Annotated in this window: 19 protein-coding genes and 1 riboswitch; of the genes, 16 read left to right on the top strand and 3 right to left on the bottom strand. The window is 64.4% G+C overall.

The annotated features are described in order from the left end of the window. The first annotated feature begins 6 nt into the window (after window positions 1-6). The 4 genes from M1E01_RS08255 to M1E01_RS08270 all read left to right on the top strand — a co-directional run bounded on the left by M1E01_RS08255 (window position 7) and on the right by M1E01_RS08270 (window position 3,476). Window positions 7-603 (top strand): ATP-dependent Clp protease proteolytic subunit, encoded by a 597-nt coding sequence (locus tag M1E01_RS08255; protein WP_457974554.1) that lies wholly within the window; start codon window positions 7-9, stop codon window positions 601-603. A gap of 38 nt (window positions 604-641) precedes the next feature. Beyond that, complete coding sequence (locus M1E01_RS08260; protein ID WP_205654046.1) at window positions 642-1,301, top strand: ATP-dependent Clp protease proteolytic subunit; 660 nt, start codon at window positions 642-644, stop codon at window positions 1,299-1,301. Between the two features lie 184 nt (window positions 1,302-1,485). Then, complete coding sequence (gene clpX, locus M1E01_RS08265) at window positions 1,486-2,775, top strand: ATP-dependent Clp protease ATP-binding subunit ClpX (RefSeq protein WP_457974555.1); 1,290 nt, start codon at window positions 1,486-1,488, stop codon at window positions 2,773-2,775. Between the two features lie 86 nt (window positions 2,776-2,861). Further along, on the top strand, window positions 2,862-3,476 hold the full coding sequence (locus M1E01_RS08270; protein ID WP_457974556.1) for a mycothiol-dependent nitroreductase Rv2466c family protein: 615 nt from the start codon (window positions 2,862-2,864) through the stop codon (window positions 3,474-3,476). A 341-nt stretch (window positions 3,477-3,817) separates the two neighbouring features. Here M1E01_RS08270 and valS read toward each other — a convergent pair whose 3' ends face one another. After that, entirely contained in the window at window positions 3,818-6,439 is a 2,622-nt protein-coding gene (gene valS, locus M1E01_RS08275; RefSeq protein WP_457974557.1) for a valine--tRNA ligase, read from the bottom strand. 65 nt (window positions 6,440-6,504) lie between these two features. Here valS and M1E01_RS08280 point away from each other — a divergent pair, with 65 nt between their 5' ends. Together M1E01_RS08280 and M1E01_RS08285 are read left to right on the top strand one after the other, a co-directional pair. Continuing rightward, window positions 6,505-6,873 carry a DUF488 domain-containing protein gene (locus M1E01_RS08280; protein ID WP_457974558.1) on the top strand — a complete coding sequence of 123 codons (369 nt, stop codon included), beginning with the start codon at window positions 6,505-6,507 and terminating at the stop codon, window positions 6,871-6,873. 48 nt (window positions 6,874-6,921) lie between these two features. Then, window positions 6,922-7,698 carry an SDR family oxidoreductase gene (locus M1E01_RS08285; RefSeq protein ID WP_457974559.1) on the top strand — a complete coding sequence of 259 codons (777 nt, stop codon included), beginning with the start codon at window positions 6,922-6,924 and terminating at the stop codon, window positions 7,696-7,698. Between the two features lie 13 nt (window positions 7,699-7,711). Here the strand turns inward: M1E01_RS08285 and M1E01_RS08290 are convergent, their stop codons facing one another. Continuing rightward, window positions 7,712-8,923, bottom strand: coding sequence for an endonuclease/exonuclease/phosphatase family protein (locus M1E01_RS08290; RefSeq protein WP_457974560.1), 1,212 nt, complete (start codon window positions 8,921-8,923; stop codon window positions 7,712-7,714). Between the two features lie 385 nt (window positions 8,924-9,308). Here M1E01_RS08290 and ileS point away from each other — a divergent pair, with 385 nt between their 5' ends. The 4 genes from ileS to ndk are packed head-to-tail and all read left to right on the top strand — an operon-like array spanning window position 9,309 to window position 14,949. Further along, window positions 9,309-12,674: an isoleucine--tRNA ligase gene (gene ileS, locus M1E01_RS08295; RefSeq protein WP_457974561.1), complete on the top strand. Its 3,366-nt coding sequence runs from the start codon at window positions 9,309-9,311 to the stop codon at window positions 12,672-12,674. A 5-nt stretch (window positions 12,675-12,679) separates the two neighbouring features. After that, window positions 12,680-14,041 (top strand): bifunctional folylpolyglutamate synthase/dihydrofolate synthase, encoded by a 1,362-nt coding sequence (locus M1E01_RS08300; RefSeq protein ID WP_457974563.1) that lies wholly within the window; start codon window positions 12,680-12,682, stop codon window positions 14,039-14,041. Then, window positions 14,041-14,496 carry a DUF4233 domain-containing protein gene (locus tag M1E01_RS08305; RefSeq protein WP_457974564.1) on the top strand — a complete coding sequence of 152 codons (456 nt, stop codon included), beginning with the start codon at window positions 14,041-14,043 and terminating at the stop codon, window positions 14,494-14,496. The genes M1E01_RS08300 and M1E01_RS08305 overlap by 1 nt, the downstream gene beginning before the upstream one ends. Before the next feature lie 39 nt (window positions 14,497-14,535). Beyond that, window positions 14,536-14,949 (top strand): nucleoside-diphosphate kinase, encoded by a 414-nt coding sequence (gene ndk, locus M1E01_RS08310; protein WP_457974565.1) that lies wholly within the window; start codon window positions 14,536-14,538, stop codon window positions 14,947-14,949. 158 nt (window positions 14,950-15,107) lie between these two features. Here the strand turns inward: ndk and M1E01_RS08315 are convergent, their stop codons facing one another. Next, window positions 15,108-15,791: a vitamin K epoxide reductase family protein gene (locus M1E01_RS08315; protein WP_457974566.1), complete on the bottom strand. Its 684-nt coding sequence runs from the start codon at window positions 15,789-15,791 to the stop codon at window positions 15,108-15,110. A gap of 463 nt (window positions 15,792-16,254) precedes the next feature. Here M1E01_RS08315 and M1E01_RS08320 point away from each other — a divergent pair, with 463 nt between their 5' ends. The 6 genes from M1E01_RS08320 (at window position 16,255) to proB (ending at window position 25,374) form a co-directional block, all read left to right on the top strand. After that, a complete protein-coding gene (locus tag M1E01_RS08320) occupies window positions 16,255-19,674 on the top strand; it encodes an Rne/Rng family ribonuclease (protein WP_457974567.1) in 3,420 nt (1,139 codons plus the stop codon). Window positions 19,675-19,832: 158 nt separating this feature from the next. Continuing rightward, a riboswitch (TPP riboswitch) is annotated at window positions 19,833-19,930 on the top strand. 57 nt (window positions 19,931-19,987) lie between these two features. Next, window positions 19,988-21,526, top strand: coding sequence for a bifunctional hydroxymethylpyrimidine kinase/phosphomethylpyrimidine kinase (thiD, locus tag M1E01_RS08325; RefSeq protein WP_457974909.1), 1,539 nt, complete (start codon window positions 19,988-19,990; stop codon window positions 21,524-21,526). A 347-nt stretch (window positions 21,527-21,873) separates the two neighbouring features. Beyond that, a complete protein-coding gene (gene rplU / locus M1E01_RS08330; RefSeq protein ID WP_079596325.1) occupies window positions 21,874-22,182 on the top strand; it encodes a 50S ribosomal protein L21 in 309 nt (102 codons plus the stop codon). A gap of 59 nt (window positions 22,183-22,241) precedes the next feature. Next, complete coding sequence (gene rpmA, locus M1E01_RS08335) at window positions 22,242-22,505, top strand: 50S ribosomal protein L27 (protein ID WP_003803426.1); 264 nt, start codon at window positions 22,242-22,244, stop codon at window positions 22,503-22,505. Between the two features lie 117 nt (window positions 22,506-22,622). Continuing rightward, window positions 22,623-24,212 carry a GTPase ObgE gene (gene obgE, locus M1E01_RS08340; protein ID WP_457974568.1) on the top strand — a complete coding sequence of 530 codons (1,590 nt, stop codon included), beginning with the start codon at window positions 22,623-22,625 and terminating at the stop codon, window positions 24,210-24,212. Window positions 24,213-24,276: 64 nt separating this feature from the next. Next, on the top strand, window positions 24,277-25,374 hold the full coding sequence (gene proB / locus M1E01_RS08345) for a glutamate 5-kinase (RefSeq protein ID WP_457974910.1): 1,098 nt from the start codon (window positions 24,277-24,279) through the stop codon (window positions 25,372-25,374). The last annotated feature ends 4 nt before the right edge of the window (window positions 25,375-25,378 follow it).

Consider the following 25,378-nt stretch of genomic DNA (forward strand, 5'->3'; position numbering starts at 1 on the left):
CCCCGCATGGCAACTGTCGATCCGGCAGCCCAGGACAATTACATCTACAACCGCCTGCTGAAAGAGCGCATCATCTGGCTTGGCTCGGAGGTCCGCGATGAGAACGCAAACGCCATTTGCTCGCAGTTGCTGCTCCTGTCCGCTGAGGACCCGAACAAGGACATCTACCTTTACATCAACTCGCCCGGCGGTTCCGTGACGGCAGGCATGGCCATCTACGACACCATGCAGTTCATCCCGAACGACGTTGTCACCGTCGCCACCGGACTCGCTGCCTCCATGGGCCAGTTCCTCCTCTCCTCCGGAACCAAGGGGAAGCGCTACGCCACCCCGAACGCCCGTATCCTGATGCACCAGCCCTCGGGCGGGATCGGCGGCACTGCCTCTGACATCAAGATCCAGGCCGAACTGATCCTGCACATGAAGAAGGTCATGGCCGAACTGACAGCCGAGCAGACCGGCCAGACGGTGGAAACCATTCTGAAGGACAACGACCGTGACAAGTGGTTCACGGCAACTGAAGCCCTCGAATACGGCTTCTTCGACAAGATCTCCGCTCACGCCGGCTCAGTTTCCGGCGGCGGCGGCACGGCCCAGAACTAACCGGCACGCACAGCGAACTGAATCCAGGAGTAAAGATCATGAACTACAATTTCGGCTCGACTGCCGGCAACCTGCCGACCAGCCGCTATGTGCTGCCCCAGTTCGAAGAGCGCACACCGTATGGCTTCAAGCGCCAGGATCCGTACACCAAGCTCTTCGAGGACCGCATCATCTTCCTCGGCGTCCAGGTAGACGACGCCTCCGCCGATGATGTCATGGCTCAGCTGCTGGTCCTGGAGTCCACTGACCCGGACCGCGACATCACCCTGTACATCAACTCCCCGGGCGGTTCGTTTACCGCCATGACGGCGATTTACGACACCATGACGTACATCCGCCCGGAGATCCAGACCGTCTGCCTCGGCCAGGCTGCCAGCGCCGCAGCCGTCCTGCTCGCAGCAGGAACGCCAGGAAAGCGACTTGCACTGCCCAACGCGCGGGTCCTGATCCACCAGCCGTCGCTGTCCGGAGGCCAGGGCGGCCAGGCATCCGACTTGGAAATCCAGGCTGCCGAGGTCATGCGGATGCGCTCTTGGCTGGAGGACACGCTGGCCAAGCACTCTGGTCGGACGCCCGAGCAGGTCAACAACGACATCGAACGTGACAAAATCCTCACCGCTGCCGAGGCGCAGAGCTACGGCCTCATCGACCAGGTGCTGGATTCGCGGAAGATCAAGCCTCAGGCAATCGCCAGGTAACAGTGGATGTCCCCGGCGCCGGTGCGGTTAGGGTTTTTTGACGCGCACCGGCGCCGGGTTTCCACCTCTCGGGGCGAATGTGACCTAGAGTGGATGTAATCACGGCCGGGTGACGAATCGGTGGCCGTGATTCAAACAACCGGTGCAGAGCTGCACTCGCAGCAAGATACTAAGGGGTTCACATATGGCTCGGATTGGCGAGAGCACCGATCTGCTCAAGTGCTCTTTCTGCGGTAAGAGCCAGAAGCAGGTGCGCAAGCTCATTGCCGGGCCCGGCGTCTACATCTGCGACGAGTGCATTGAACTCTGCAACGAGATCATTGAAGAAGAACTCGCGGAAGTAGCCGATCTGGGCAGTTTCGAGCTGCCCAAGCCCCGCGAGATCTTTGACTTCCTGCAGGAATACGTCATCGGCCAGGAGCCCGCCAAGCGGTCCCTCGCCGTCGCCGTGTACAACCATTACAAGCGGATCCAGGCAGGCCACGCCCCCAAGAGCGGCAGCCTCGCCGACGGGGTGCATCACGACGACGTTGAAATCGCGAAGTCCAACATCCTGCTGATCGGTCCGACCGGCTGCGGTAAAACCTATCTTGCACAGACCTTGGCGCGCCGGCTCAACGTCCCTTTCGCCGTCGCCGATGCGACCGCCCTGACGGAAGCCGGTTACGTCGGGGAGGACGTCGAGAACATCCTGCTGAAGCTTATCCAGGCGGCGGATTACGACGTCAAGAAGGCCGAACAGGGCATTATCTACATCGACGAGATAGACAAGATCTCCCGCAAGAGCGAAAACCCCTCCATCACCCGTGACGTTTCCGGCGAAGGCGTGCAGCAGGCGCTGCTGAAGATCCTTGAGGGCACCGTCGCCTCCGTGCCGCCGCAGGGCGGGCGCAAGCACCCGCACCAGGAATTCATCCAGATCGACACCACCAACGTGCTGTTCATCGTGGCGGGAGCATTCGCCGGCCTGGAGGAAATTATTGGGTCCCGGTCCGGCCGCAAAGGCATCGGATTCGGCGCCCCCCTGAACGAGGTCAAGAACAACACTGATTCCTACGGCGAGGTGATGCCGGAGGACCTGCTGAAGTTCGGGCTCATCCCCGAGTTCATCGGGCGTCTCCCCGTGATTACCACCGTTTCCAATCTTGACCGGCCGGCACTGATCCAGATTCTGTCGACCCCCAAGAATGCCTTGGTAAAGCAGTATCAGAAGATGTTCCAGCTCGACGGCGTGGAACTCGTGTTCGACGACGCGGCGCTGAACCTGATTGCCGACCAGGCGCTCGAACGCGGCACCGGCGCCCGCGGTCTCCGCGCCATCATGGAGGAAGTCCTCCTTCCGGTGATGTTCGACCTGCCCAGCCGCGACGACATCGCGAGTGTGGTGATCACGGAGGACGTCGTGGCCAAGAAGGCGCAGCCGACGATGATCGCCCACGACGTGGTGGCCAAGCGCCGGAATAAATCAGCCTAGTTCTTCGCTGTTGCTGTACAGCGCCCACCACGGCTCAGGCATGCCGTGGGCGCCAAGCCCTGACGACTATTCCGAGGAGATTCACTGTGTCTGAAACCGTTGCCAATAAGGCAGATTTCTGGTTCGACCCGCTGTGCCCCTTCGCTTGGATCACCTCCCGCTGGATCGGAGAAGTGGAAGCTGTCCGCGACATTTCCACCGAGTGGCACGTCATGAGCCTCTCCGTGCTGAATGAGGGCCGGGAGCTCGAACCCTCATACCGGGAGGCCATGGATAAGGCGTGGGGCCCGGTCCGCGTCATCATTGCGGCTCAGGAGCAGCACGGCGACCACGTGGTCAAGCCGCTGTACGACGCCATGGGCACGCTCATCCACGACGCCGGCGAGAAGGATTTTTCGGTCGTCATCAGCAAGGCGCTGGCTGAGTGCGGCCTTCCTGCAGAACTCGCGCAGGTGGCGCAGTCCGATGAGTTTGATGCCCAGCTCCGTGCGAGCCACGAGCAGGGGATCTCCCTGGTGGGCCAGGACGTCGGAACCCCTGTGGTTGCCTTCAACGGCACGGCCTTTTTCGGCCCCGTGCTTACCCGGATCCCGCGTGGTGAAGAAGCCGGCCGGCTGTGGGATGCCTCCGTGACGCTGGCGTCCTACCCGCACTTCTTCGAAATCAAGCGCAGCCGCACGGAAAGCCCCGCCTTCGACTGAATCGCACCCTCTTTCCGAGCGTGCTTCCAAACCCTGAAGAGCCCCGCACTAACTACACCACAGTAGTTCGTGCGGGGCTCTTGCGCATGTACAGGGGGAGGACGAGAATAGTTTCTACCCACTTCGAAAGAAGAGGGACGCAAGAACCAAAGATTCAGTGACATGCATCTAACGCAGCCTTCGGCAAAGTTAGAAGCAGGCTACCAGTGACAAGGTAGGAAGACCTGAAATTTCCCAGGATCTTGCCAGACTGTCAAAGATGTCACCAGACAGCCGAAAAGTCGAAGCCCCACCAACGGCAAAACGCTGATGGGGCTTCCCCTTTGCCCTACAACAGGTGACTAGGCCTGGGCCGGTTCCTCAGCGGGAACCAGCACCACATCGCTGACCGTCAGCTCGCCGGCGCTGCTCTCGAGCGTGATATCCCGGGCATTTGCCGCAGCCTTGAGGTCGTTGAGACCGGCCTGCAGCTGGGCCACCAGCGCCTCTGGCGCAGTGATCGTCGCCGACAGCACCTCAGTGCGCTGCTTGACCTTCGCCTCGGACTTCGCCTTGCGGATGCCGCTGAGCGCGATACCCACGGTACCCAGCATGGCGGTATCGCCGTCGGTGATGTCCAGCGGCGCCGGCCAGGCGGCGCGGTGCACGGAACCCGCCCGCCACCAGCTCCAGACTTCCTCCGTGGCGAACGGCAGGAACGGTGCGAAAAGCCGCAGCAGCGAGTCCAGGGTGGTGGCGAGTGCAGCCAGCACGGAGGCTTGTTCGGATTCCCCTGCAGCGCCATACGCGCGGTCCTTGATGAGTTCGACGTAGTCGTCCGTGAACTGCCAGAAGAAGGACTCGGTAATCTGCAGCGCCCGGGCGTAGTCGTAGTTGTCGAACGCCTTAGTGGCCTGGGCGACGACGTCGGACAGCTGGGCCAGAAGCGCGCGGTCCAAGGGATTGGTCACGGGACCCGGGTCTGCAGTAACCACCGAGTTCTCGGTGGCTCCCAGGTTAAGGACGAACTTGGAGGCGTTCAGCAGCTTGATGGCCAGGCGGCGCCCGATCTTCATCTGCGCAATCTCATAGGCGGTGTCTGCACCGAGCTTGGCCGAAGCTGCCCAGTAGCGGACGGCATCGGATCCGTACTCGTTCAGGACGTCGGTGGGGACCACCACGTTGCCCTTGGACTTGGACATCTTCTTGCGGTCCGGGTCCAGGATCCAGCCGGAGATGGCCGCATGCTTCCACGGCGCGGTGTCCTGCAAGGCGTCGGCCCGTACTGCTGAAGAAAACAGCCAGGTCCGGATGATGTCGTGGCCCTGGGGGCGGAGATCAAAGGGGAAGACCTTGCTGAACAGGTCCTCGTCCCGGCTCCAGCCGCCCACGATCTGCGGCGTCAGGGAGGACGTGGCCCACGTGTCAAGCACATCGGCGTCACCGGTGAATCCGTTGGGCAGGTCACGCTGCGACTCGTCGAAGCCCGGTGCCGCATCCGCCGCCGGGTCAACGGGCAGCTGCTCGTCCGAGGGCAGGATGGGGGAGTCGTAGTCGGGGTTGCCCTGGGCGTCCAGCGGGTACCAGACCGGGATCGGGACACCGAAGAACCGCTGTCGGGATACCAGCCAGTCACCGTTCAGCCCGGCGATCCAGTTCTCGTAGCGGGATCGCATGAAGGACGGGTGGAAATCGATGTCGTGGCCACGGCGGATCAGACGTTCGCGGCGGTCCTCGTCGCGGCCGCCGTTGCGGATGTACCACTGGCGGGAGGTGACGACCTCAAGGGGCTTGTCGCCCTTTTCGAAGAAGTTCACGGGGTGGGTGATCTTCTTGGGCTCGCCATCGAGCAGGTTGGCTGCCGTCAGCAGCTCAACCACGGCCTCCTTGGCGGAAAAGACCGTCTTGCCGGCGATGGCGGCGTATGCCTCACGGCCCGCGTCGGTGGTGATCCACTCAGGGGTGTCGGCAAGGATCCTGCCGTCGCGTCCGACGATGGCGCGGGTGGGCAGCTGCAGCTCACGCCACCAGGTGACGTCGGTCAGGTCGCCGAAGGTGCAGACCATGGCGATGCCGGAGCCCTTTTCCGCCTTGGCCAGCGGGTGGGCCTTAACCTCGAGCTCGACATCGAACAGCGGGGACTTCACGGTCTTGCCGAACAGCGGCTGGTAGCGCTCGTCGTCAGGATTTGCCACGAGGGCGGCGCAGGCGGCGAGCAGCTCGGGACGGGTGGTTTCGATGAAGATCTTCTCGCCGTCGGCGGTGAAGAACGGGTAGCGGTAGTAGGCGCCCGGCACTTCCCGGTCCTCGAGTTCGGCCTGCGCCACGGCAGTGCGGAACGTCACGTCCCACAGTGTGGGGGCTTCAGCCATGTAGGCATCGCCGGCGGCGAGGTTCGCGAGGAAGGCGCGCTGGGAAACGGCGCGGGAATTGTCGTCGATGGTGCGGTACGTCAGGTTCCAGTCCACGGAAAGGCCCAGCGTCTGGAACAGGTTCTCGAAGACCTTTTCATCCTCGACGGCGAGCTCCTCGCACAGTTCGATGAAGTTCTGCCGGGAGACCACGTCGAAATCGCGCTGGTTCTTCGCGGGCTGTGCCGGCGGCTGGTAGTCAGGGTTGTAGGGGATGGCCGGATCGCAGCGGACACCGTAGTAGTTCTGGACCCGGCGCTCGGTGGGCAGCCCGTTGTCGTCCCAGCCCATGGGGTAAAAGACGTTCTTTCCGGTCATCCGCATGTAGCGGGCCTGGACGTCCGTCTGGGTGAATGAGAACATGTGGCCCACGTGCAGCGAACCCGATGCAGTCGGCGGGGGAGTGTCTATCGAGTAGACGTGCTCACGGGTGGTGTCCCGGTTGAACTTGTAAGTGCCTTCGTCGAGCCAGCGCTGCGTGAGGGCAGCTTCGAGCCCTTCGAGGGCCGGCTTGTCCGGAACGTTGATAGGGGCGGTGGTGGGCGTGTCTGTACCCTGATTTGCTTCAGCCATGGAGCAATTGTTTCATGGCCCACTGGAGCCCTTTTGCAGCTACTGCTTTGCAGTAGCATGCGGCTATGGAGAAAGCAGGCGCTTCCTTCGTGGTCAAGCGCATATATGACGAGCCCGCGGACGACGACGGCTGCCGGGTTTTGGTGGACAGGCTCTGGCCGCGAGGGGTCAGTAAAGAACGTGCCGGACTTGATCTGTGGCTCAAGGAGATTGCGCCCTCACCGCCCCTGAGGCAGGACTTCGCGCATATGCAGGAGCGGTTCGCCGGCTTCCGAACGCAATATGAAGCTGAGCTGGAGCAGAACCCTGCGGTGGGGCAGTTGCTGGAGCTGGCGGCCAAGCATCCGAAGGTAACGCTGCTGTACGGCGCAAAGGATCCGGAGGTCAACCACGCCCGCGTCCTGCAGGACTACCTGCAGAAGATGACCTGCTGACTCAGTACACCCACGGGCGTCCTGCTACCGAGCCGTTAGGGTGGTGCCATGACTGAGGCATCAAATACCGGGGCATCGAACGCTAAAGCAGCTGTAGTTACCGGAGCGAGCACCGGCATCGGGGAAGCGACCGTCCGCGCCCTGAGGGCCGAAGGCTGGACGGTGTACGCCGTTGCCCGGCGCCAGGAGCGGCTGGCCGCGCTGGAAGCTGAGACGGGCGCCGTCGGCATTCCTGCCGATATCGCCGAGGACGGCGACGTCGCCAGGATCCTGGCTGAGGTCACCGCCGGCGGCGGAATCGATACTCTCATCAACATCGCCGGCGGCGCGCGCGGTGCCGACTACGTGGCACAAGCAAAGACGGACGACTGGGAATGGATGTACCGGGTGAACGTCCTCGGCACCATGAAACTCACGCGGGCGTTCCTGCCGATGCTGCGCGAACACGGCGAGGGGACGGTGCTGAACCTCACGTCCACAGCCGGGCTCGCGGCCTACGAGGGCGGTGCCGGCTACAACGCCGCGAAGTTCGCCCAGCATGCCATGACAAATGCGCTCCGGCTCGAGGAAGTCGAAAACAACGTCCGCGTGATCGAGGTGGCACCGGGGCTGGTGCAGACGGAGGAGTTTGCCCTGAAACGTCTTGGTGATGCGCAGGCTGCCGAGCAGGTCTATCAGGGAGTGGAAAAGCCGCTGACCGCCGGCGACGTTGCCGATCTGGTCCGCTACGCCGTCTGCGTCCCGCACCACGTGAACCTGGACCAGATCGTGATCCGCCCCGTGGCGCAGGCGGCAAACCACAAGCTCATCCGGAAGCAGGGGTAACGAAGGCTACCGCCTAACCTGCGGGCGGGATCTCCAAGGTCGCCAGGACGGCCGCATGGTCGGTGCCCGGGACCCGGTGGACGGCATAGCCGGAGCTCGCGATCAGTGGGCTGGTGACAAGATGGTCAATGGCGATGCCAGGCAGCGGCGGGCCTTCCATCGGCCAGGTGGGGAGCAAGCGCAGCCCCGCTGCTGATCCCACATCCACCAGCTTCCCGCCTCCGCCGCCGTCGGGCCCTGTGCTGCCGGCGTCCAGCACGCCACCGCCGTCGAGTACGGCACGGAACTCGGCATGGTCGAAGGTCGCGTTGAAGTCACCGCTCAGCAGACGGTTGCTTTGCCCCGGCGTGTCCCTGGTTCCCGTCGCGGCCAGCCGCTCCAGAGCTGCGAGGTCGCTCCGCCATTGCGCCGCACGGCCGGCCACCGGGGGAAACGCATGGACGTTGGTGACCTCCAGAACACTGGCCCTGTCCCGCTGCCGGATCGTGAGGCGGACGGTCGGCATCGGGAAGCGCGTGTCCGGCAGGACTCCCACGGCTTCCATCGGGTGAGCCGAATAAATGGCGCTGCCCGACGCGTCGTCCCTGGGATCGCTGAATATGTGGGGGAGCAGGCGTTGGAGCCCTTGGGCGGCCAGCCGGTCCTCAAGGTCCTGGGTGTGCTCCTGCACTGCCAGCAGGTCCACGCCATGCTCCCGGATGATCCGGACAGTTTCGGCCGCGTCCGCTTGGCCAAACTGGGAATTGATACTCAGGACAGTGATCCGGGTGCCGGCGACAGGGGAATCCGGCGAAGGCCGCCCCGCGTCGAGCGGAAACAGCCAGAACAGCTGGGCGGCAAGCACTGCAGCAGCCAAGGCTGTGAGCCAGCCCCGCCTGCCCGCTACCGTCAAGCCCAGCGCCAGTATTGCCGGCACAACCAGCCACGGAGTGAAAGCCAGCAGCTGGACCACCGGAGTGGGCCAGGGCGCCGGAACAGCCCGGAAAACCGACACCGAGACCACGGGCAGCAGAACAGCGAGCGCCAGGAGCTTCCACGCAATCCTTCCGCCGCCGTTCGAGGCATTTTCTTGCGAGGCGCCGTCTTCCGAAACACTGTCTTCCGAAACATCCTCTTCCGAAACACTGTGCGGCGGGATCCGGTGTTTCGAGGCTCCACCTCGTGAGGCGGCCGCACCGGCGGAAGCATGCCCTCCTGGGGCCGGAACGGAGTCGGGAACGTCCATGGGACGAGTGTAAGCAGGACTGGAACCGGGAGGCCGCTAAGCGGAGCCCTTGGTTAGGGAGTCCAGAAGCACAACCGTTAGACTGGTACCAGCAGCTTTGACCCGGCCATCACCGGTGAGCTTCCGGAAGAACGCCCTGCCGCATCAGAAACGCATCGCATGCGTAATGTATGCAGCAGGGTCAGTAGAACCGGACGGGTAAGCCCGTCACAGCAGTAATGAGCGGCCGGTGCCGGAACAGCTCCTTCGGGAGCGTGTTGCAGTGCCGGTAAGTGAGGTGGTACCGCGGTACCGGCATGTTGGAGGTGGAAGCCTGCCAGCAGGGCACGGGCCGTCCTCGCATCCTGAATGATCCTTGTTCACCAGCTCAACCCAGGATGTCGAGATGACTTACTACCCCAAGGCCTCTGCCGCACCGTCAGGCGCCAACACCTCCGGCGTATCCACCTCCGTGAAGTTTCCGGAGATCGAGGAGCGCATCCTCAAGTACTGGGACGAGGACGGCACCTTCCAGGCGAGCATCGACCAGCGCAGCGCAGACCTTCCCGGCGGCACACCCGGCAGCAACGAATTCGTGTTCTACGACGGACCGCCCTTCGCCAACGGCCTGCCCCACTACGGCCACCTGCTGACCGGCTACGCCAAGGACCTGGTGGGCCGCTACCAAACCCAGCGCGGCAAGCGCGTCGAGCGCCGCTTCGGCTGGGACACGCACGGGCTGCCGGCCGAACTGGAAGCCATGAAGCAGCTGGGCATGACGGACAAGACCCAGATCGAGGCCATGGGCATCGATAAGTTCAACGACGCCTGCCGCGCCTCCGTCATGAAGTACGCCAACGAGTGGAAGGCGTACGTCACCCGCCAGGCCCGCTGGGTGGACTTCGACAACGACTACAAGACGCTCAACGTCGAGTACATGGAGTCGGTGCTGTGGGCCTTCAAGCAGCTGCACGAGAAGGGCCTGACGTACAACGGCTACCGCGTGCTGCCGTACTGCTGGAAGGACGAGACGCCGCTGTCCAACCATGAGCTGCGCATGGATGACGACGTCTACAAGAACCGCCAGGACCAGACCGTCACCGTGACCTTCCCGATCAAGGCAGGGGAGTCTGAGCTCTCCAGGCAGCTGGCCGGCGTCCAGGCGCTCGCCTGGACCACCACGCCCTGGACGCTTCCCACCAACCTGGCGCTCGCCGTCGGACCTGACATCACCTACGCCGTGCTGCCCGCCGGACCCAACGGCATTAAAGCTGCCTCCGCAGAGGCTCCGGTCACCGGCAGCTTCCTGCTGGCCGAAGACCTGCTGGGCACCTACGCGAAGGATCTGGGGTACGGCGATGGTGCCGATGGCGTAGCTGCCGCGGCTGCCGCTGTGGTTACCACCCATACCGGCGCAGAGCTTGCAGGCCTCATGTATGAGCCGCTCTGGCACGACTTTGCGGACACGGAAAAATACGGCACTGAGAACGCCTGGCAGGTCCTGGTGGCCGACTACGTCACCACCACCGATGGCACCGGCATCGTCCACCAGGCTCCGGCCTACGGTGAGGACGACCAAAAGATCTGTGAGGAAGCCGGCATCCCGGTCGTCCTGTCCGTGGATGAGGGCGCCAAATTCCTGCCGTTGTTCAAGCACGGCGACCTCCACGACATTGCCGGCCTGCAGGTGTTCGAGGCCAACAAGCCCATTACCCAGGTGCTCCGCGCCCAGGGCCGCCTGGTGCGCCAGGCCAGCTACGAGCACAGTTACCCGCACTGCTGGCGCTGCCGCAACCCGCTGATCTACCGCGCCGTCTCCTCCTGGTACGTGGAAGTCACCAAGTTCCGCGACCGCATGTCCGAACTGAACCAGGAGATCAACTGGATTCCCGGAAATGTTAAGGACGGCCAGTTCGGCAAGTGGCTGGAAAACGCCCGCGACTGGTCCATCAGCCGCAACCGTTACTGGGGCAGCCCCATCCCGGTCTGGCAGTCCAGCGATCCTGAATACCCGCGCACGGACGTCTACGGCTCCCTCTCCGAGATCGAAGCCGACTTCGGCCGCCTGCCGCGGAACAAGGACGGCCAGGTGGACCTGCACCGTCCGTTCATCGACGAGCTGATCCGGCCAAACCCGGATGACCCCCGCACCCCTGAAGAGGGCCAGTCCGTCATGCGCCGCGTGGAGGACGTGCTGGACGTCTGGTTTGACTCCGGTTCCATGCCCTATGGCCAGGTGCACTACCCGTTCGAGAACGAGGCCTGGTTCGACACCCACAACCCCGCCGACTTCATCGTGGAGTACATCGGCCAGACGCGCGGCTGGTTCTACATGCTGCATATCCTCTCCACCGCCCTGTTTGACCGCCCGGCCTTCCGGAACGTCATCAGCCACGGCATCGTGCTGGGCTCGGACGGGCAGAAGATGTCCAAGAGCCTGCGGAACTACCCCGACGTCTCCGAAGTTCTGGACCGCGACGGCTCCGACGCGATGCGCTGGTTCCTGATGTCCAGCCCCATCCTGCGCGGCGGCAACCTTGTGGTTACCGAGCAGGGCATCCGCGACGGCGTGCGCCAGGTGATCCTGCCGCTCTGGAACGTGTACAGCTTCTTCACGCTGTACACCAACGCCGCGAATGGCGGGCACGGCTACGACGCGCAGCTCCGCTACGACGGCTACTCCGACACCCTGGACCAGTACCTGCTGGCCAACACCGGTGACCTGGTCCGCAATATGACCGCCCAGCTGGACAGCTACGACATCTCCGGGGCGTGCGACGAACTCCGCAGCTACCTGGACATGCTCACCAACTGGTACGTCCGGCGCAGCCGCCAGCGCTTCTTCGACGAGAGCGCGGATGCCTTCGACGCGCTCCACACCGCGCTCGAGGCTGTCTGCCGCGTGTCCGCCCCGCTGCTGCCGCTCGTGTCTGAGGAGATCTGGCGCGGCCTTACCGGCCGGCGCTCCGTGCACTTGGCCGACTGGCCCGACGCCGCGCTCTTCCCGGCCAACGCCGCACTCGTCGAGGCGATGGACCGGGTCCAGCAGATCTGCTCCACCGGCTCCTCGCTGCGCAAGGCCGCGAACCTGCGTGTGCGCCTGCCGCTGCAGGAACTCACAGTCGTGGCACCCGGTGCAGATGCGCTGGAAGGCTTTGCCGCCGTCGTCGCCGACGAGCTGAACCTCCGCTCGGTGCGCATGCTGGACGCGGCGAGCGCCTCGCCCGAAGAATTCGGCATCGAACAGAAGCTGGTGGTTAACGCCCGCGCCGCGGGACCGCGCCTCGGGAAAAACGTCCAGCAGGCCATCAAGGGCTCGAAGTCCGGCGACTGGTCCGTTTCGGAGGCCGGCGTTGTGACAGCCGGCGGCCTCGAGCTCGAGCCGCAGGAATACACGCTGGAGACCGTTGTCGCAGCGAACGGCGGCAGTTCGGCAGCGGCGTCTTCTGCTGCCGCCGTATTGCCCACCGGCGGCTTCGTGGTCCTGAACACCGAGGTCACCTCCGAGCTCGAGGCCGAGGGCCTGGCCAGGGACATGGTCCGCTCCATCCAGCAGGCACGCAAGGACGCCGGGCTGAATGTCAGCGACCGGATCCGGACCACGGTCACTGCGCCGCAGAGCGTGCTGGACGCCCTGCTGGCCAACGCCGAACTCGTCAAAACCGAAACCCTGACGCTGGAGCTGGATACCGTTCCCGGCGACTCCGGGGAACCCCGTATCGGTGTCGAAAAAGTCACCGTCGAAAAAACCGTCGAAAAAGCAGAGGCCTGAACCTGATGACCGACGAATTCTCAGTCGAGAGCGTCTACGCCGAGCTGCTGGGCCGGGCGCCGGAAAACAAGATGGAGCCGCGGCTCGCACCGTTGTTCCGCGCCATGGATGTGCTGGGGGAGCCGAACAAGGCTTTTCCGATCATCCACATCACCGGCACCAACGGAAAAACGTCCACTGCCCGAATGATCGAGGCGGGCCTGCGCGCCCACGGACTCAGCACCGGCCGTTATACGAGCCCGCACCTGTCCAAGGTCACCGAGCGCATCAGCCTGGACGGCGAGCCGGTGTCAGATGAGACCTTCGTGCGCATCTGGGACGAAATCCGGCCCTACCTGCAGATCGTCGACGACGAACTCACCGCCGAGGGCCAGCCCAGGCTCACGTACTTCGAGTGCCTGACCATCCTTGCGTTCGCAGTGTTCGCCGACCAGCCCGTCAACGTTGCCATTATGGAGGTGGGCCTCGGCGGCATCACCGACGCCACCAACGTGGGCGACGGCCAGGTGTCCGTGGTGACACCCATCTCCCTGGACCACACCGATTTGCTCGGCGACACGACCGAGGACATCGCGTACGAGAAGGCCGGCATCATCAAGCCCGGCGGGTTCCTCATCAGCGCCGCCCAGCCGGTTGACGCCGCCCAGGTTCTGCTGGACAAGGCGAAAGAGGTGCAGGTGCCGTTCCGCTTCGAAGGGGTGGAATTCGGCGTCGAATCCCGGCGGGTTGCCGTGGGCGGACAGGTGGTGACCGTCAAGGGCATCGCCGGCCGTTACCCGGACCTGATGGTGCCGCTGCACGGAGCCCACCAGGCCGAGAATGCGGCCGTCGCCGTGGCCGCGCTGGAGGCATTCCTGGGCGGCGGGGAAAAGGAGCTGTCCGCGGAGGTCCTGCAGGACGCCTTCGCCACGGTCTCGTCCCCCGGGCGACTGGAAGTAGTACGGACTGCCCCCACCATCATCGTGGATGCCGCCCACAACCCGGACGGCATCCGTGCGTCCGCCGAAGCGATCCAGGAGGCGTTCAGCTTCAGCAAACTGGTGGTGGTTGTCGGCGTGCTGAAGGAAAAGGACGCCGAGGAGATCCTGCGCCAGCTCAAGGAGTCACTGGGCGGCCTTGCTGACGAGTTCTGCTTCACCCAGTCCAACTCCCCGCGGGCGGTGCCCGCCGGAGAACTGGCGGAGATCGCCGTCGACCTCGGCTTTGGTGAGGAAAACGTCCACATCGCTGAAAAGCTGGACGATGCTCTGGAGTGGGCAGTGGAACGTGCGGAAGCCAACGACGATCTCGCGGGCGGCGTGCTTGTGACCGGATCGATCACGCTGGTGGCGGACGCCCGCATCCTGCTCGGAAAGACGGCTGCCTGATGGCACGGCTGACCAAGGCGCAGCGCGAATGGCGGCCGGGCATGCCGAAAAAGCGGCGCTCCACCAAGATCATGTTTGCCTCGACGGTGCTGCTGCTGGAAGCGTTCGTGGTCTTCTTCGCCACGCTGGCCGTGTTCGGACTGCGCCGCAACGAGGTGTCCCCGGTTCTGATTCTGTCGGTGGGCATCGGATTGAGCATCGTCCTGGTGCTGGCCTGCGCCGTGCTGTCGAAGCCGTGGGGCGTGGAGCTCGGGTGGATCCTGCAGCTGGTGCTCATCCTTTCCGGCTTTGTTGAACCCATGATGTTCCTCGTCGGCGCCTTGTTTGCGCTGGCCTGGTGGTACGGGATCAGGACCGGCATCCGGATCGACCGGGAAGCGGCGCAGAGGGCGCGGGAACAGGCCGAATGGGATGCCGCGCACCCGGACGGTGAAGGCTCCGGCCAGAACCCGTAGACTTACCCGGAACCCAAAAACAACCGCATTGGAGCAGCTGTGAGCATTGAGCGCACCCTCGTCCTGATCAAGCCCGACGGCGTCGCACGGAACCTGACCGGCGAAATCATCAGCCGGGTCGAGTCCAAGGGCTACACCCTGGCAGATCTCAAGAAGGTCAACGCCACCCGGGAGCTGCTCGAGCAGCACTACGAAGAGCACCTGGGCAAGCCGTTCTACGAGCCGCTCGTGGAATTCATGCTGAGCGGCCCGGTTGTCGCGGCGATCTTCGAAGGCCACCGCGTCATCGAGGGCTTCCGCTCCCTTGCAGGCACCACCGATCCCACGACGGCGGCACCCGGTACCATCCGCGGCGACTTCGGCCGCGACTGGGGTGTGAAGGTCCAGCAGAACCTGGTTCACGGCTCCGACTCGGCGGACTCGGCTGAGCGCGAAATCAAGATCTGGTTCTAACTCAGTAAAAAGCGACGCCGCCGGACCCGAACGCGGTTCAGCGCGAACGTACAGTTGTGGCCCCTCACTCCGCGGAGTCAGGGGCCACAACTGTACGTTCGCGCTTTTCTTTGGGTGCTTAAGTGTCCGTTCGCGCTGTCCGTGTTGGCTTGGGGCAGCTAGAAGCCGGAGGTGCCGATGAAGACCTGGATGAAGGCGAAGAAGATGGTGGCGATGACTGCTATGTAAAGCAGCGCCGTGATGATCCACCCGGAGTCGCCAAGGAGCCTGGCCACGCCGGCGGGTGCCGGAATGGCTCCCTGGAGAACGTTGCGGACCGTGACCCAGACAAACAGCGGGATCATGGCAGCCCACACCACCATGCAGAACGGGCACAGAACGCGGATTTCATACAGTGCCTGGAACCAGAGCCACACGACGAAGGCGAACCCCAGCGTCACGCCAGTCTGCAGTCCGAGCCAGTACCAGCGGGCGAATCTGGCTCCGGCAAGCAGCGCCATGCCGGTGGTGATGATGACAGCGAAGGCCACGATGCCGATGAACATGTTGGGGAAGCCGAAGACTGAGCTCTGCGGCGTCTGCATCACCTGGCCGCAGGAAATCCAGGGGTTCACGTCGCAGACGGTGGTGTGGTTCGGGTCCTTGAGGACCTCAAGCTTTTCCAGCACGAGGACGCCGGACGCCAGCCAACCCACGACTCCGGTTATCACCAGCAGCCATCCGAACGGGCGGTCGCGTGTCATCGCCGGCAAAGGAGCGCCGGTGGCGGTGGCAGTGCGCTCGGAGTCGTCGGCGAATGCCTGCTCGGAATCCGTGCCTGTGGATGGGGAAATGCTGGGCATGGCGGTGGCGTCCTTTGTCTAGGGGTGCTCCTGTCCAGATTGTATCGCCGCAGGCTGGATGCCAGCTTGGGATGGCGTTGCTGTCAGAGCCCGCTTGACCGTGTTTGTCACACAGTGACGCCGTTTTTCAACAGCAGTATGAGAGAATGAACGTGGCTGGAGCACGAACCACATTCGGGTTCCGGTCCGGTGGCTTGTTCACAAGACCGCCAATGAGAAGCGGTGCAGGTCCGGAAGACGGTTATCCGGCCTCCGCATTCCATTGGACGGCACCTGGTTGTGATTGCAGAAACAACGGGTTCCAGTAACATCCCCGCCGGCCTTTCAGGGCTGCCGCACCCCAATGCCGGTGCGAACCTGAGGGTATCCAATTGACTTCTGTCAACGCCTGCGGGTTTTGACAATATGTGCCCCAATGGGTGCCGGATGTGGCGGCATGTCAGGGGCAGGAGTGTTGCCACATATGGATAATGATCAGGTAGTAGCCGTTAATGAAGATCCGGTTGAGAAGGAAGAGCCGGTAGCCGCAGAAGCTCCCAAGAAGGCCACCCGGACCAGGCGCAAGGCGGCGCCCAAGGCAGAAGAGCCGGGCGTCCAGGTTTCGTTGCCCGAGCCCGAAGTGCAGGAACCCGTCGTCGCCGCTCCTTCACTGTCCGCTGACCCCGAGGTGTCAGGCCCGGTGGATGCGGCGCACGCTGAGGTCACCGAGGTGGAAACCGCCGTGGCGGAGGTAAAGGCGCCTGTGCGGCGCACGCGTGCCCGAAAGAAGGTCGCCGAGGAGCCGCTTCCCGCCTTTGCTGACGCGGCCGAGGCCGGGCCGGGTTCTGCCGCGGCGGAGATTGCTGAACCTGAAGCCAAGCCCGTACGCCGCCGCCGGGTCGCCAAGGCCAAGACCGGCGACACAGCTGCTGAAGCACCTGCGGCTGCCCCGGCAGTGGAAACCCGGGTTGAAGAAACACCGGTGGCGGACATTCGGGCTGAAGCAGCTGCCGCCGTCGGAAGCGCGGAGGCAGAGGCGGAGGCCGCCGAGGCTGAGGTCTCAGCGGCTGACGGCGCAGTGACTGAAGATGCCGTATCTGAAGGTGCTGTATTTGAGCGTGCTGAGTCCGAAAAGCCCGTGGAAACCACGTCTCAGGCAGCCCCGGCCGGAGCGCTGTTCCTGGAGCCGGCATCCGTGACATCCATCATCTTCCAAGCCCCCGACCTCAATACCGTGATCCGTCCGGCAGTGCCGGCCGCCGGTGCGCAGGATGCAGAAGCCAGCGACAGCGGGGACGAGCAGGACGACGACGACGGCGGACGCCGCCGGCGCCGCAGCCGCGGCCGCCGCGGACGGACCCGCAACGGCCGTGAAGTCACCGACGGCGAAGCCATCGACCGTGACGGCACCGAAGAAGACGCCGAAGGCATCGATGCCGCCGGAGACGCCGACGAGGAGACCGCAGGCCAGGCCGAGGACGGCGTCACTTCGCGCCGCCGCCGCCGGCGCCGCCGCGGAGACCAGGACCTTGAGCTCACCGGCGGGGGAGACGACGATCCCCCCAACACCGTCACCCGCGTACGCGCTCCCCGCGTTCCCAGCGAACCGGCCGTAAGCAACCGCGTGACCAGCGTCAAGGGCTCCACGAGGCTGGAAGCGAAGAAGCAGCGCCGCCGCGAATCCCGCGACACTGGCCGGCGCCGGACCGTCATCACCGAGGCAGAGTTCCTGGCCCGGCGCGAATCAGTTGACCGCCAGATGATCGTGCGCCAGCGCGACGACAGAATTCAGATCGGCGTCCTGGAAGACGGCGTGCTGGCCGAGCACTTCGTGTCCAAGACGCAGCAGGATTCCCTGATCGGCAACGTCTACCTGGGCAAAGTTCAGAATGTGCTGCCCTCGATGGAAGCTGCCTTCGTCGACATCGGGCGCGGGCGCAATGCAGTGCTGTACGCCGGCGAAGTGAACTGGGAAGCAGTGAACCTCGAAGGCAAGCAGCGACGGATCGAGAACGCCCTGAAGTCCGGGGATTCCGTCCTGGTGCAGGTCACCAAGGACCCTGTCGGCCACAAGGGCGCACGCCTGACCAGCCAGATCTCCCTGCCGGGGCGTTACCTCGTGTACGTGCCCGGCGGTTCCATGACGGGCATCTCGCGCAAGCTTCCCGACGTCGAGCGCAACCGCCTGAAGCGCATCCTCAAGGACCGCCTTCCGGAAGACGCTGGCGTCATCGTCCGCACCGCCGCCGAAGGCGCATCCGAGGAAGAGCTCACCCACGACATCAACCGCCTCCGGGCCCAGTGGGAAGGCATCGAAAGCCAGGCGAAGTCCACCAAGGTCCTCGCTCCCGAGTTGCTGTACGGCGAACCCGACCTCACTATCAAGGTGGTCCGTGACGTCTTCAATGAGGACTTCTCCAAGCTGATCGTTTCCGGTGATGAAGCCTGGGACACCATTGAGGCCTACGTCACCTACGTTGCCCCGGACCTCGTGGGCCGGCTCGAGAAGTGGACCAAGGACGAGGACATCTTCGCTGCCTGGCGCATCGACGAGCAGATCCACAAGGCGCTGGAGCGCAAGGTGTTCCTGCCCTCCGGCGGATCACTGGTGATCGACCGCACCGAAGCCATGACCGTGGTCGACGTCAACACCGGAAAGTTCACCGGCAGCGGCGGCAACCTCGAGGAAACCGTCACCAAGAACAACCTGGAAGCGGCTGAGGAAGTCGTCCGGCAACTGCGGCTGCGGGACATCGGCGGCATCATCGTAATCGACTTCATCGACATGGTCCTGGAATCAAACCGTGACCTCGTGCTGCGCCGCATGGTGGAGTGCCTGGGACGTGACCGAACCAAGCACCAGGTGGCCGAGGTCACCTCGTTGGGCCTCGTACAGATGACCCGCAAGCGCATGGGCACCGGCCTGCTGGAAGTCTTTGGCGAGCAGTGTGAGGTTTGTGCAGGCCGTGGCGTTGTCACGCACGACGAGCCCGTCGAGCACCGCCGCGCCAATGTGGTGGCGGCCGAACACCATGTCCCGCGCAGCGAACACCAGCCCGCCGTACGCACCGAGCGTAAGAGCCGGCGCCGGGGCAAGGCCGGACAGGGACCGGCTGAAACCGGACCCGCCGCACCGGCCGTCATGCACCACGAACCCAGCGAAGCCGAGCGCCACGCCAAGGCCGAGGCAACGCGGGCAGCACTGGCCAACATCGCCGCCGCTGCGCACGCTGCCCACCTCCACGAGGACGCAGCCCATCAGGCGGAGGCTGCCGGGGAGCAGCGTCCGGCTGCAGCTGCCTCAGCGGCCGCTCCGGAAAGCCCGTTGGTGCACCGCGCACCTGACACGGAAAGCATCTCGGGCCGGCCGGGCGCCGTGTTGACCTTTGGCGGCGAGAAGGTAGTCCTTCCTTTCGTGGAGCACACGGAGCCTCCGGCCGTGAAGCCTGCGCTGACCCTTGACCGCCTTGAGGAAGCCTTCGCGCACCTCGGGGAGCCGAGACCGGAAGCCTCCAGGGAAGCCGAGCCTTCAACGACGGCCCGGCCTTCCGCGGCGACTCCGCCTTCAAAGGCAACCGAGCCCGCTAAGGGCGCCGATATGCCAGCCCCGGCACCTGCCGCCGTCCGGGCACCTATTGACAGCGACAGGGAGCGGTTCGCTGACCATTCCGACGTGGCCGTGCGCACCCGCCGTCCGCGGCGCAACCGCAGCGCCAGCCGGGCGCAGGGTGCGGCCAACGAGACGTCCGTGGAACACCACGAGCCTGTGCCCGGGGCTGCCGCCGGGCACTCCCATGAGGCCAAAGTGCCGTCGGCGGACAACAGGACTGAGAAGGCCGCGGGTCCGCAGGCTGCGGATGGACCCATCATTCTGGGCGTAGGCGTACCCGCTTCCGAGCTGTAGACATGGGCATGCTGCCGGGAACATAATTTCCGGCAGCCGCTCGTTGAGTGGGCCAGCGGGCCGGCGCTGCAACAGCAGGGCCGGCCCGCTGCATTTAAGCCGGGAGTTACGGGCGAACCGACATGCAGTGCCGCGGACGGAAGGACAGGCTAGGCTGGGGGACTGACACGGGGTGCCGAGCACGGAGCCGGCTGAGATCCAAACCCGTTGAACCTGACCGGTTAGTACCGGCGAAGGGATGTCTTCCTTGACTGCAACATCGTCTGCAACATCTGCCCTGCCCTTGGCGACTGCTCCGCTTTCGATCTCCACGATGTCTTTTGGTGCAGACGTCCGTGGAGCAGCGGCTCCCGTTCACGTTTCACCCGCCACCCGGAGGGTTCCCCGGGTCCTGGCCATCGCCGGTTCAGATCCTTCCGGCGGCGCCGGCATTCAGGCCGACCTGAAAAGCATCGCAGCCACCGGCGGCTACGGAATGGCCGCCATCACTGCGCTGACGGCACAAAACACCAGGGGAGTCAGAGGAGTCCACGTGCCGCCGGCCGGCTTCATCGCTGCGCAGCTCGCGGCGGTCAGCGACGACATCGCCATTGACGCCGTGAAGATCGGCATGCTGGGCGACGCGGACATCATCACCGCGGTCCGCACGTGGCTCGAGAAGGTGCGTCCCGGCGTCGTTGTCCTGGACCCGGTCATGGTTGCCACAAGCGGCGACCGGCTCCTTCAGGAATCCGCTGAGGGGGCGCTGCGGTCGCTGCTGCCTCTCGCAGACCTCATTACACCTAACCTTGCGGAACTGGGCATGCTGCTGGGTGAGCAGGAAGCGGCCACCTGGTCCGAGGCATTGGAACAGGGAAAGCGGCTCTCGGCCGAAACCGGGGCTATTGTCCTCGTCAAGGGCGGGCACCTGGAGGGCGCTGACTGCCCGGACGCCCTGGTGAACACGGGTGGGGCTTTATCTGCGGACGTTGTGGTGGTGGAGGGGCAGCGCGTATCCACCCGAAACAGCCACGGCACGGGGTGCTCACTGTCCTCGGCGATGGCGACCGTACAGGCTCGGCTGGGGAACTGGGAACTTGCCCTGCGCACCGTCAAGCCCTGGCTGGAGGGCGCATTGCGCGCCTCCGAGCAGCTCGAGGTAGGCCACGGAAACGGCCCGGTACACCACTTCCACCATCTGCCGCAGGCAGACGATACCGCCGACGGCAGCTTCGCGGCCCTGCTGCAGGCGGAGGCCGCTGCTGACCTCGACGCGATTTACGGTTTGGATTTCATCCGCGGGCTGTCAGAGGGAAGCCTCCCGGAAAACCAGTTTGCCTACTACCTTGCGCAGGATGCCATCTACCTCAACGGCTATTCGCGGGTTCTCGCCAGGGCCAGCGCGCTCGCCCCCACCGAGGCCGAGCAGCTCTTCTGGGCCCGGTCCTCCCAGCAATGCCTCGAAGTCGAGTCCGAGCTGCACCGCAGCTGGCTAAGCACCAGAACAGTCCCCAGGGGCCTTGGCCCGGAGACGAAGGCCTACGTGGACCACCTCCTGGCCGCGTCGGCATCCGGCAGCTACGCGGTGCTGGTGGCGGCGGTGCTCCCGTGCTTCTGGCTCTACGCCGAAGTAGGGCAGACCCTGCATACCGGATTCCTGGCAGCCGGAGCCCCGGACGGGCACCCCTACGCGGAGTGGCTGCGCACCTACGCCGATGAGGGTTTTGCAGCAGCCACCCGGCAGGCCATCTCAATCACTGACACAGCGGGGCGAAAAGCTTCCGACGCGGAACGCCGAGAGATGCTCACTGCCTTCCGGCACTCCTGCCGCTTCGAGGTTGATTTCTTCGACGCGCCGCGCCGTCACAGCTGAAAGGGAACCGGCGGTTAAGCCGGTAAGATAAATGGGCATGGTCACGGCAGGCTTGGAGCGAAAGCCCCTGTGGTGCTTATCACGGACTACCCGCCGGGACCAGCCTCATTTGCGGCCGAAGGCAAAATTAGCGTAATCTAGATCTTCGGTGCTTACGCCAACACTTGGGTTATGACCCCGGGAACCGTCCAATTGGAATTCCAAGCGGTAATGTTCTTGGGTTAGCTCACGGATTCCCTCGGGGAGTCCACGGCGTTGAGGCACAGCGAGAGCCAGGCCATACACAATCGGACCCCCGGTTCCGCACGCAAATTTAGTAATAAACGTCGAGAGAAGTGAGTTCCCAAGTGGTGTACGCGATTGTCCGCGCAGGCGGCCGCCAAGAGAAGGTTTCCGTTGGAGACTTCGTTACCCTGAACCGCGTCGCCGGTGGAGCCGGCAGCACCATTGAGCTGCCCGCACTGCTCCTGGTTGACGGCGACAAGGTCACGTCTGCTGCGGCGGACCTGGCCAAGGTAACTGTTACGGCTGAGATCCTTCAGGACCTGCGTGGTCCGAAGATTGTCATCCAGAAGTTCAAGAACAAGACCGGATACAAGAAGCGCCAGGGTCACCGTCAGGAACTGACCAAGGTCAAGATCACCGGCATCCAGTAACTTCGGTTACTGATCAGGTTTCCAGCAGATTCCCCAGAATTTAGAGGCAGGCATTCCAAATGGCACATAAAAAGGGCGCGAGCTCCACTCGCAACGGTCGTGACTCCAACGCACAGTACCTCGGCGTCAAGCGCTTCGGCGGCCAGGTAGTTTCCGCCGGCGAAATCATCGTTCGCCAGCGCGGCACCCACTTCCACCCCGGTGCAGGCGTTGGCCGCGGTGGCGACGACACGCTGTTCGCACTCCAGGCCGGTGCTGTCGAATTCGGCACCCGCCGCGGCCGTCGCGTCGTGAACATTGTTGCTGCTGCAGCTGCAGAGTAACAACAGAACTCAACCGGTGGAGCGGGCCATGATGGCCCGCTCCACTGGTCGTTTAACCGCATTACAATCAATTTGGGCGTTCCAACACGGCCACATTCAGCACAGAGGAGATTCACCGTGGCGAGCTTTGTAGACCGCGTAGTACTGCACGTATCCGGCGGTACCGGTGGCCACGGTTGTGTCTCTGTCCACCGCGAGAAGTTCAAGCCTCTCGGCGGACCCGACGGCGGCAACGGCGGCAACGGCGGCGACGTCATCCTCCGGGTGGACTCCCAGACCACCACGCTGCTGGACTACCACCATGCCCCTCATCGCCACGCCACCAACGGCGGCCCGGGCATGGGTGACTGGCGCGGCGGCAAGAACGGCGAGACCTTGGTCCTGCCGGTCCCGGACGGCACGGTCGTCAAGACCAAAGACGGCGAAGTCCTCGCCGACCTCGTGGGCGAAGGCACCGAGTACATTGCGGCCGCCGGCGGCTTGGGCGGACTCGGCAATGCAGCCCTGTCCTCCCAGAAGCGGCGGGCACCTGGCTTCGCCCTGCTCGGCATCGAGGGCGAGTCTGCCGACATCGTGCTGGAGCTGAAGTCCATCGCCGACATCGCTCTGGTCGGCTTCCCCTCGGCCGGCAAGTCCAGCCTGATTGCGGCAATGTCCGCTGCCCGCCCCAAAATCGCCGACTACCCCTTCACCACGCTCATTCCGAACCTTGGCGTTGTGCAGGCCGGTGACATCCGGTTCACCATCGCCGACGTTCCCGGGCTCATCGAGGGTGCCAGCGAAGGCAAGGGCCTGGGACACAACTTCCTGCGACATGTCGAGCGATGCGCAGCTTTGGTGCACGTTTTGGACTGCGGTACGCTGGAATCTGACCGAGATCCACTCTCAGACCTCGCCATTATCGAAGCCGAACTCGAAAAGTATGCCGTCGACATGAGCTACGCCGGCAACAACGGCGAGGTTGTTCCGCTTAACCACCGGCCCCGTTTGGTCGCACTGAACAAGGTGGACCTGCCTGACGGCAAGGACATGGCCGATTTTGTCCGCCCCGAACTGGAATCCAGGGGCTACCGCGTGTTCGAGGTTTCCGCCACGAGCCACGAGGGCCTTCGGCAGCTTGGATTCGCCATGGCGGAGATCGTTAAGGCCGCCCGTGATTCGGTGGCGGCCGCGCCCCCGAAGGTGCATGCCCCGGTGCTGCGCCCGCGTGCGGTGAACGAGACCGGCTTCAAGATCCGCCGCGAAGAAAAGAACCTGGAGCCGCTGTTCCGGGTCCTGGGTGAAAAGCCCGTGCGGTGGGTCAAGCAGACTGACTTTACGAACGAGGAAGCCATTGGCTACCTCGCCGACCGGCTTGCCAAGCTTGGCGTTGAAACCGAGCTGTTCAAGCAGGGCGCCAAGCCGGGTGACACCGTGGTAATTGGTGACGACGACGGCGTGGTGTTCGACTGGGAACCGACAATGATGGCCGGTGCCGAACTGCTGGCATCACCGCGCGGTACCGACATCCGCTTTGCAGACGTCGGTGACCGCCCCACCCGAACCCAGAAGCGCGAGGAACAGATCGAACGCCGCGAGGCGAAGGCTGCGGCGCGTGCCGAGCTGGAAGCCGAGCGCAAGGCGGGCATTTGGACGGAGTCAGTCAGCGGGCGCCGTATCGCACGGCCGCTCAAGGAGAGTGGACTTAACACCCAACATGAGGAGTGAACGCGCACACGTGTCTGATACGTCCGCAATTGTCATCGAGGAGCCCAAGACCGACCGCCGCAGCATGCTCGCCAAGGCGCGCCGCATCGTCGTCAAGGTCGGATCGTCGTCGCTCACCAGCATCAAGGGCGGAATTTCCGAAGAGGCGCTGATCGAACTCTCCAACACGCTCGCTGCCAAGAGCAACGAGGGCACCGAGATCATCCTGGTCTCCTCGGGCGCCATCTCCGCCGGGCTTGCGCCGCTTGGACTTGAGAAGCGTCCGCGTGACCTTGCCACCCAGCAGGCGGCAGCCAGTGTTGGGCAGGGACTGCTCATGGCCCGGTACACCCACGCGTTCGCCGCCCACGGCGTGACCGTGAGCCAGGTGCTGCTGACGGCGGATGACCTGATGCGGCGCAGCCACCACCTTAATGCGTTCCGGGCATTGAACCGGCTCCTGAACCTCGGGGTCGTGCCCGTCGTCAATGAGAACGACACCGTCGCCACGCACAAGATCCGCTTCGGGGACAACGACCGCCTCTCGGCACTCGTGGCGCACCTGGTGCGCGCCGACGCGCTGATCCTCCTGTCCGACGTCGACTCCCTCTACGACGGGCCCCCCTCCAGCGGCGCCAAACGAATTCCGCAGGTTGACGGCCCGCAGGACCTGGAGGGCGTCAACATCGGCAAGACCGGCAAGGCCGGCGTGGGCACCGGCGGCATGCAGACGAAAGTCGAAGCCGCCATCATGGCCGCGGATTCGGGCATTCCGGCTTTGGTCACGTCCACAGAAAATGCTGCGGCAGCCCTCGCCGGCGAGGACGTGGGAACGTGGTTTTCCGTCAACAGCGGCCGCAAGTCCGTGCGCATGATGTGGCTCGCCCACCTCGCGCATGTCCAGGGCCGGCTGCTTCTCGACAACGGGGCAGTAAAGGCTGTGCGCGACAAGGGCGCCTCCTTGCTGCCGGCGGGTATCACGGCAGTTGAGGGCCACTTTGAGTCCGGTGACGCCGTTGAAATGATTGCCCCCGACGGCACTGTGATTGCCCGCGGTCTTGTTAACTACTCGGCCGATGAGCTGCCGCAGATGCTGGGGCGTTCCACCGTGGAACTGGGGGAGTCCCTGGGCCGGGGCTTTGACCGTGAGGTTGTTCACGTTGACGACCTGGTTCTGGTCTGACGGG

The organism is Arthrobacter sp. D1-17, from assembly GCF_054130535.1.

Excerpts from the sequence above, each read along its gene's own strand:
- M1E01_RS08255 (WP_457974554.1), top strand. The coding sequence starts at position 7 with ATGGCAACTGTCGATCCGGCAGCCCAGGACAATTACATCTACAACCGC.
- M1E01_RS08260 (WP_205654046.1), top strand. The coding sequence starts at position 642 with ATGAACTACAATTTCGGCTCGACTGCCGGCAACCTGCCGACCAGCCGC.
- clpX (WP_457974555.1), top strand. The coding sequence starts at position 1,486 with ATGGCTCGGATTGGCGAGAGCACCGATCTGCTCAAGTGCTCTTTCTGC.
- valS (WP_457974557.1), bottom strand. The coding sequence starts at position 6,439 with ATGGCTGAAGCAAATCAGGGTACAGACACGCCCACCACCGCCCCTATC.
- M1E01_RS08280 (WP_457974558.1), top strand. The coding sequence starts at position 6,505 with ATGGAGAAAGCAGGCGCTTCCTTCGTGGTCAAGCGCATATATGACGAG.
- M1E01_RS08285 (WP_457974559.1), top strand. The coding sequence starts at position 6,922 with ATGACTGAGGCATCAAATACCGGGGCATCGAACGCTAAAGCAGCTGTA.
- M1E01_RS08290 (WP_457974560.1), bottom strand. The coding sequence starts at position 8,923 with ATGGACGTTCCCGACTCCGTTCCGGCCCCAGGAGGGCATGCTTCCGCC.
- ileS (WP_457974561.1), top strand. The coding sequence starts at position 9,309 with ATGACTTACTACCCCAAGGCCTCTGCCGCACCGTCAGGCGCCAACACC.
- M1E01_RS08300 (WP_457974563.1), top strand. The coding sequence starts at position 12,680 with ATGACCGACGAATTCTCAGTCGAGAGCGTCTACGCCGAGCTGCTGGGC.
- M1E01_RS08305 (WP_457974564.1), top strand. The coding sequence starts at position 14,041 with ATGGCACGGCTGACCAAGGCGCAGCGCGAATGGCGGCCGGGCATGCCG.
- M1E01_RS08315 (WP_457974566.1), bottom strand. The coding sequence starts at position 15,791 with ATGCCCAGCATTTCCCCATCCACAGGCACGGATTCCGAGCAGGCATTC.
- M1E01_RS08320 (WP_457974567.1), top strand. The coding sequence starts at position 16,255 with ATGGATAATGATCAGGTAGTAGCCGTTAATGAAGATCCGGTTGAGAAG.
- thiD (WP_457974909.1), top strand. The coding sequence starts at position 19,988 with ATGTCTTTTGGTGCAGACGTCCGTGGAGCAGCGGCTCCCGTTCACGTT.
- rpmA (WP_003803426.1), top strand. The coding sequence starts at position 22,242 with ATGGCACATAAAAAGGGCGCGAGCTCCACTCGCAACGGTCGTGACTCC.
- proB (WP_457974910.1), top strand. The coding sequence starts at position 24,277 with ATGCTCGCCAAGGCGCGCCGCATCGTCGTCAAGGTCGGATCGTCGTCG.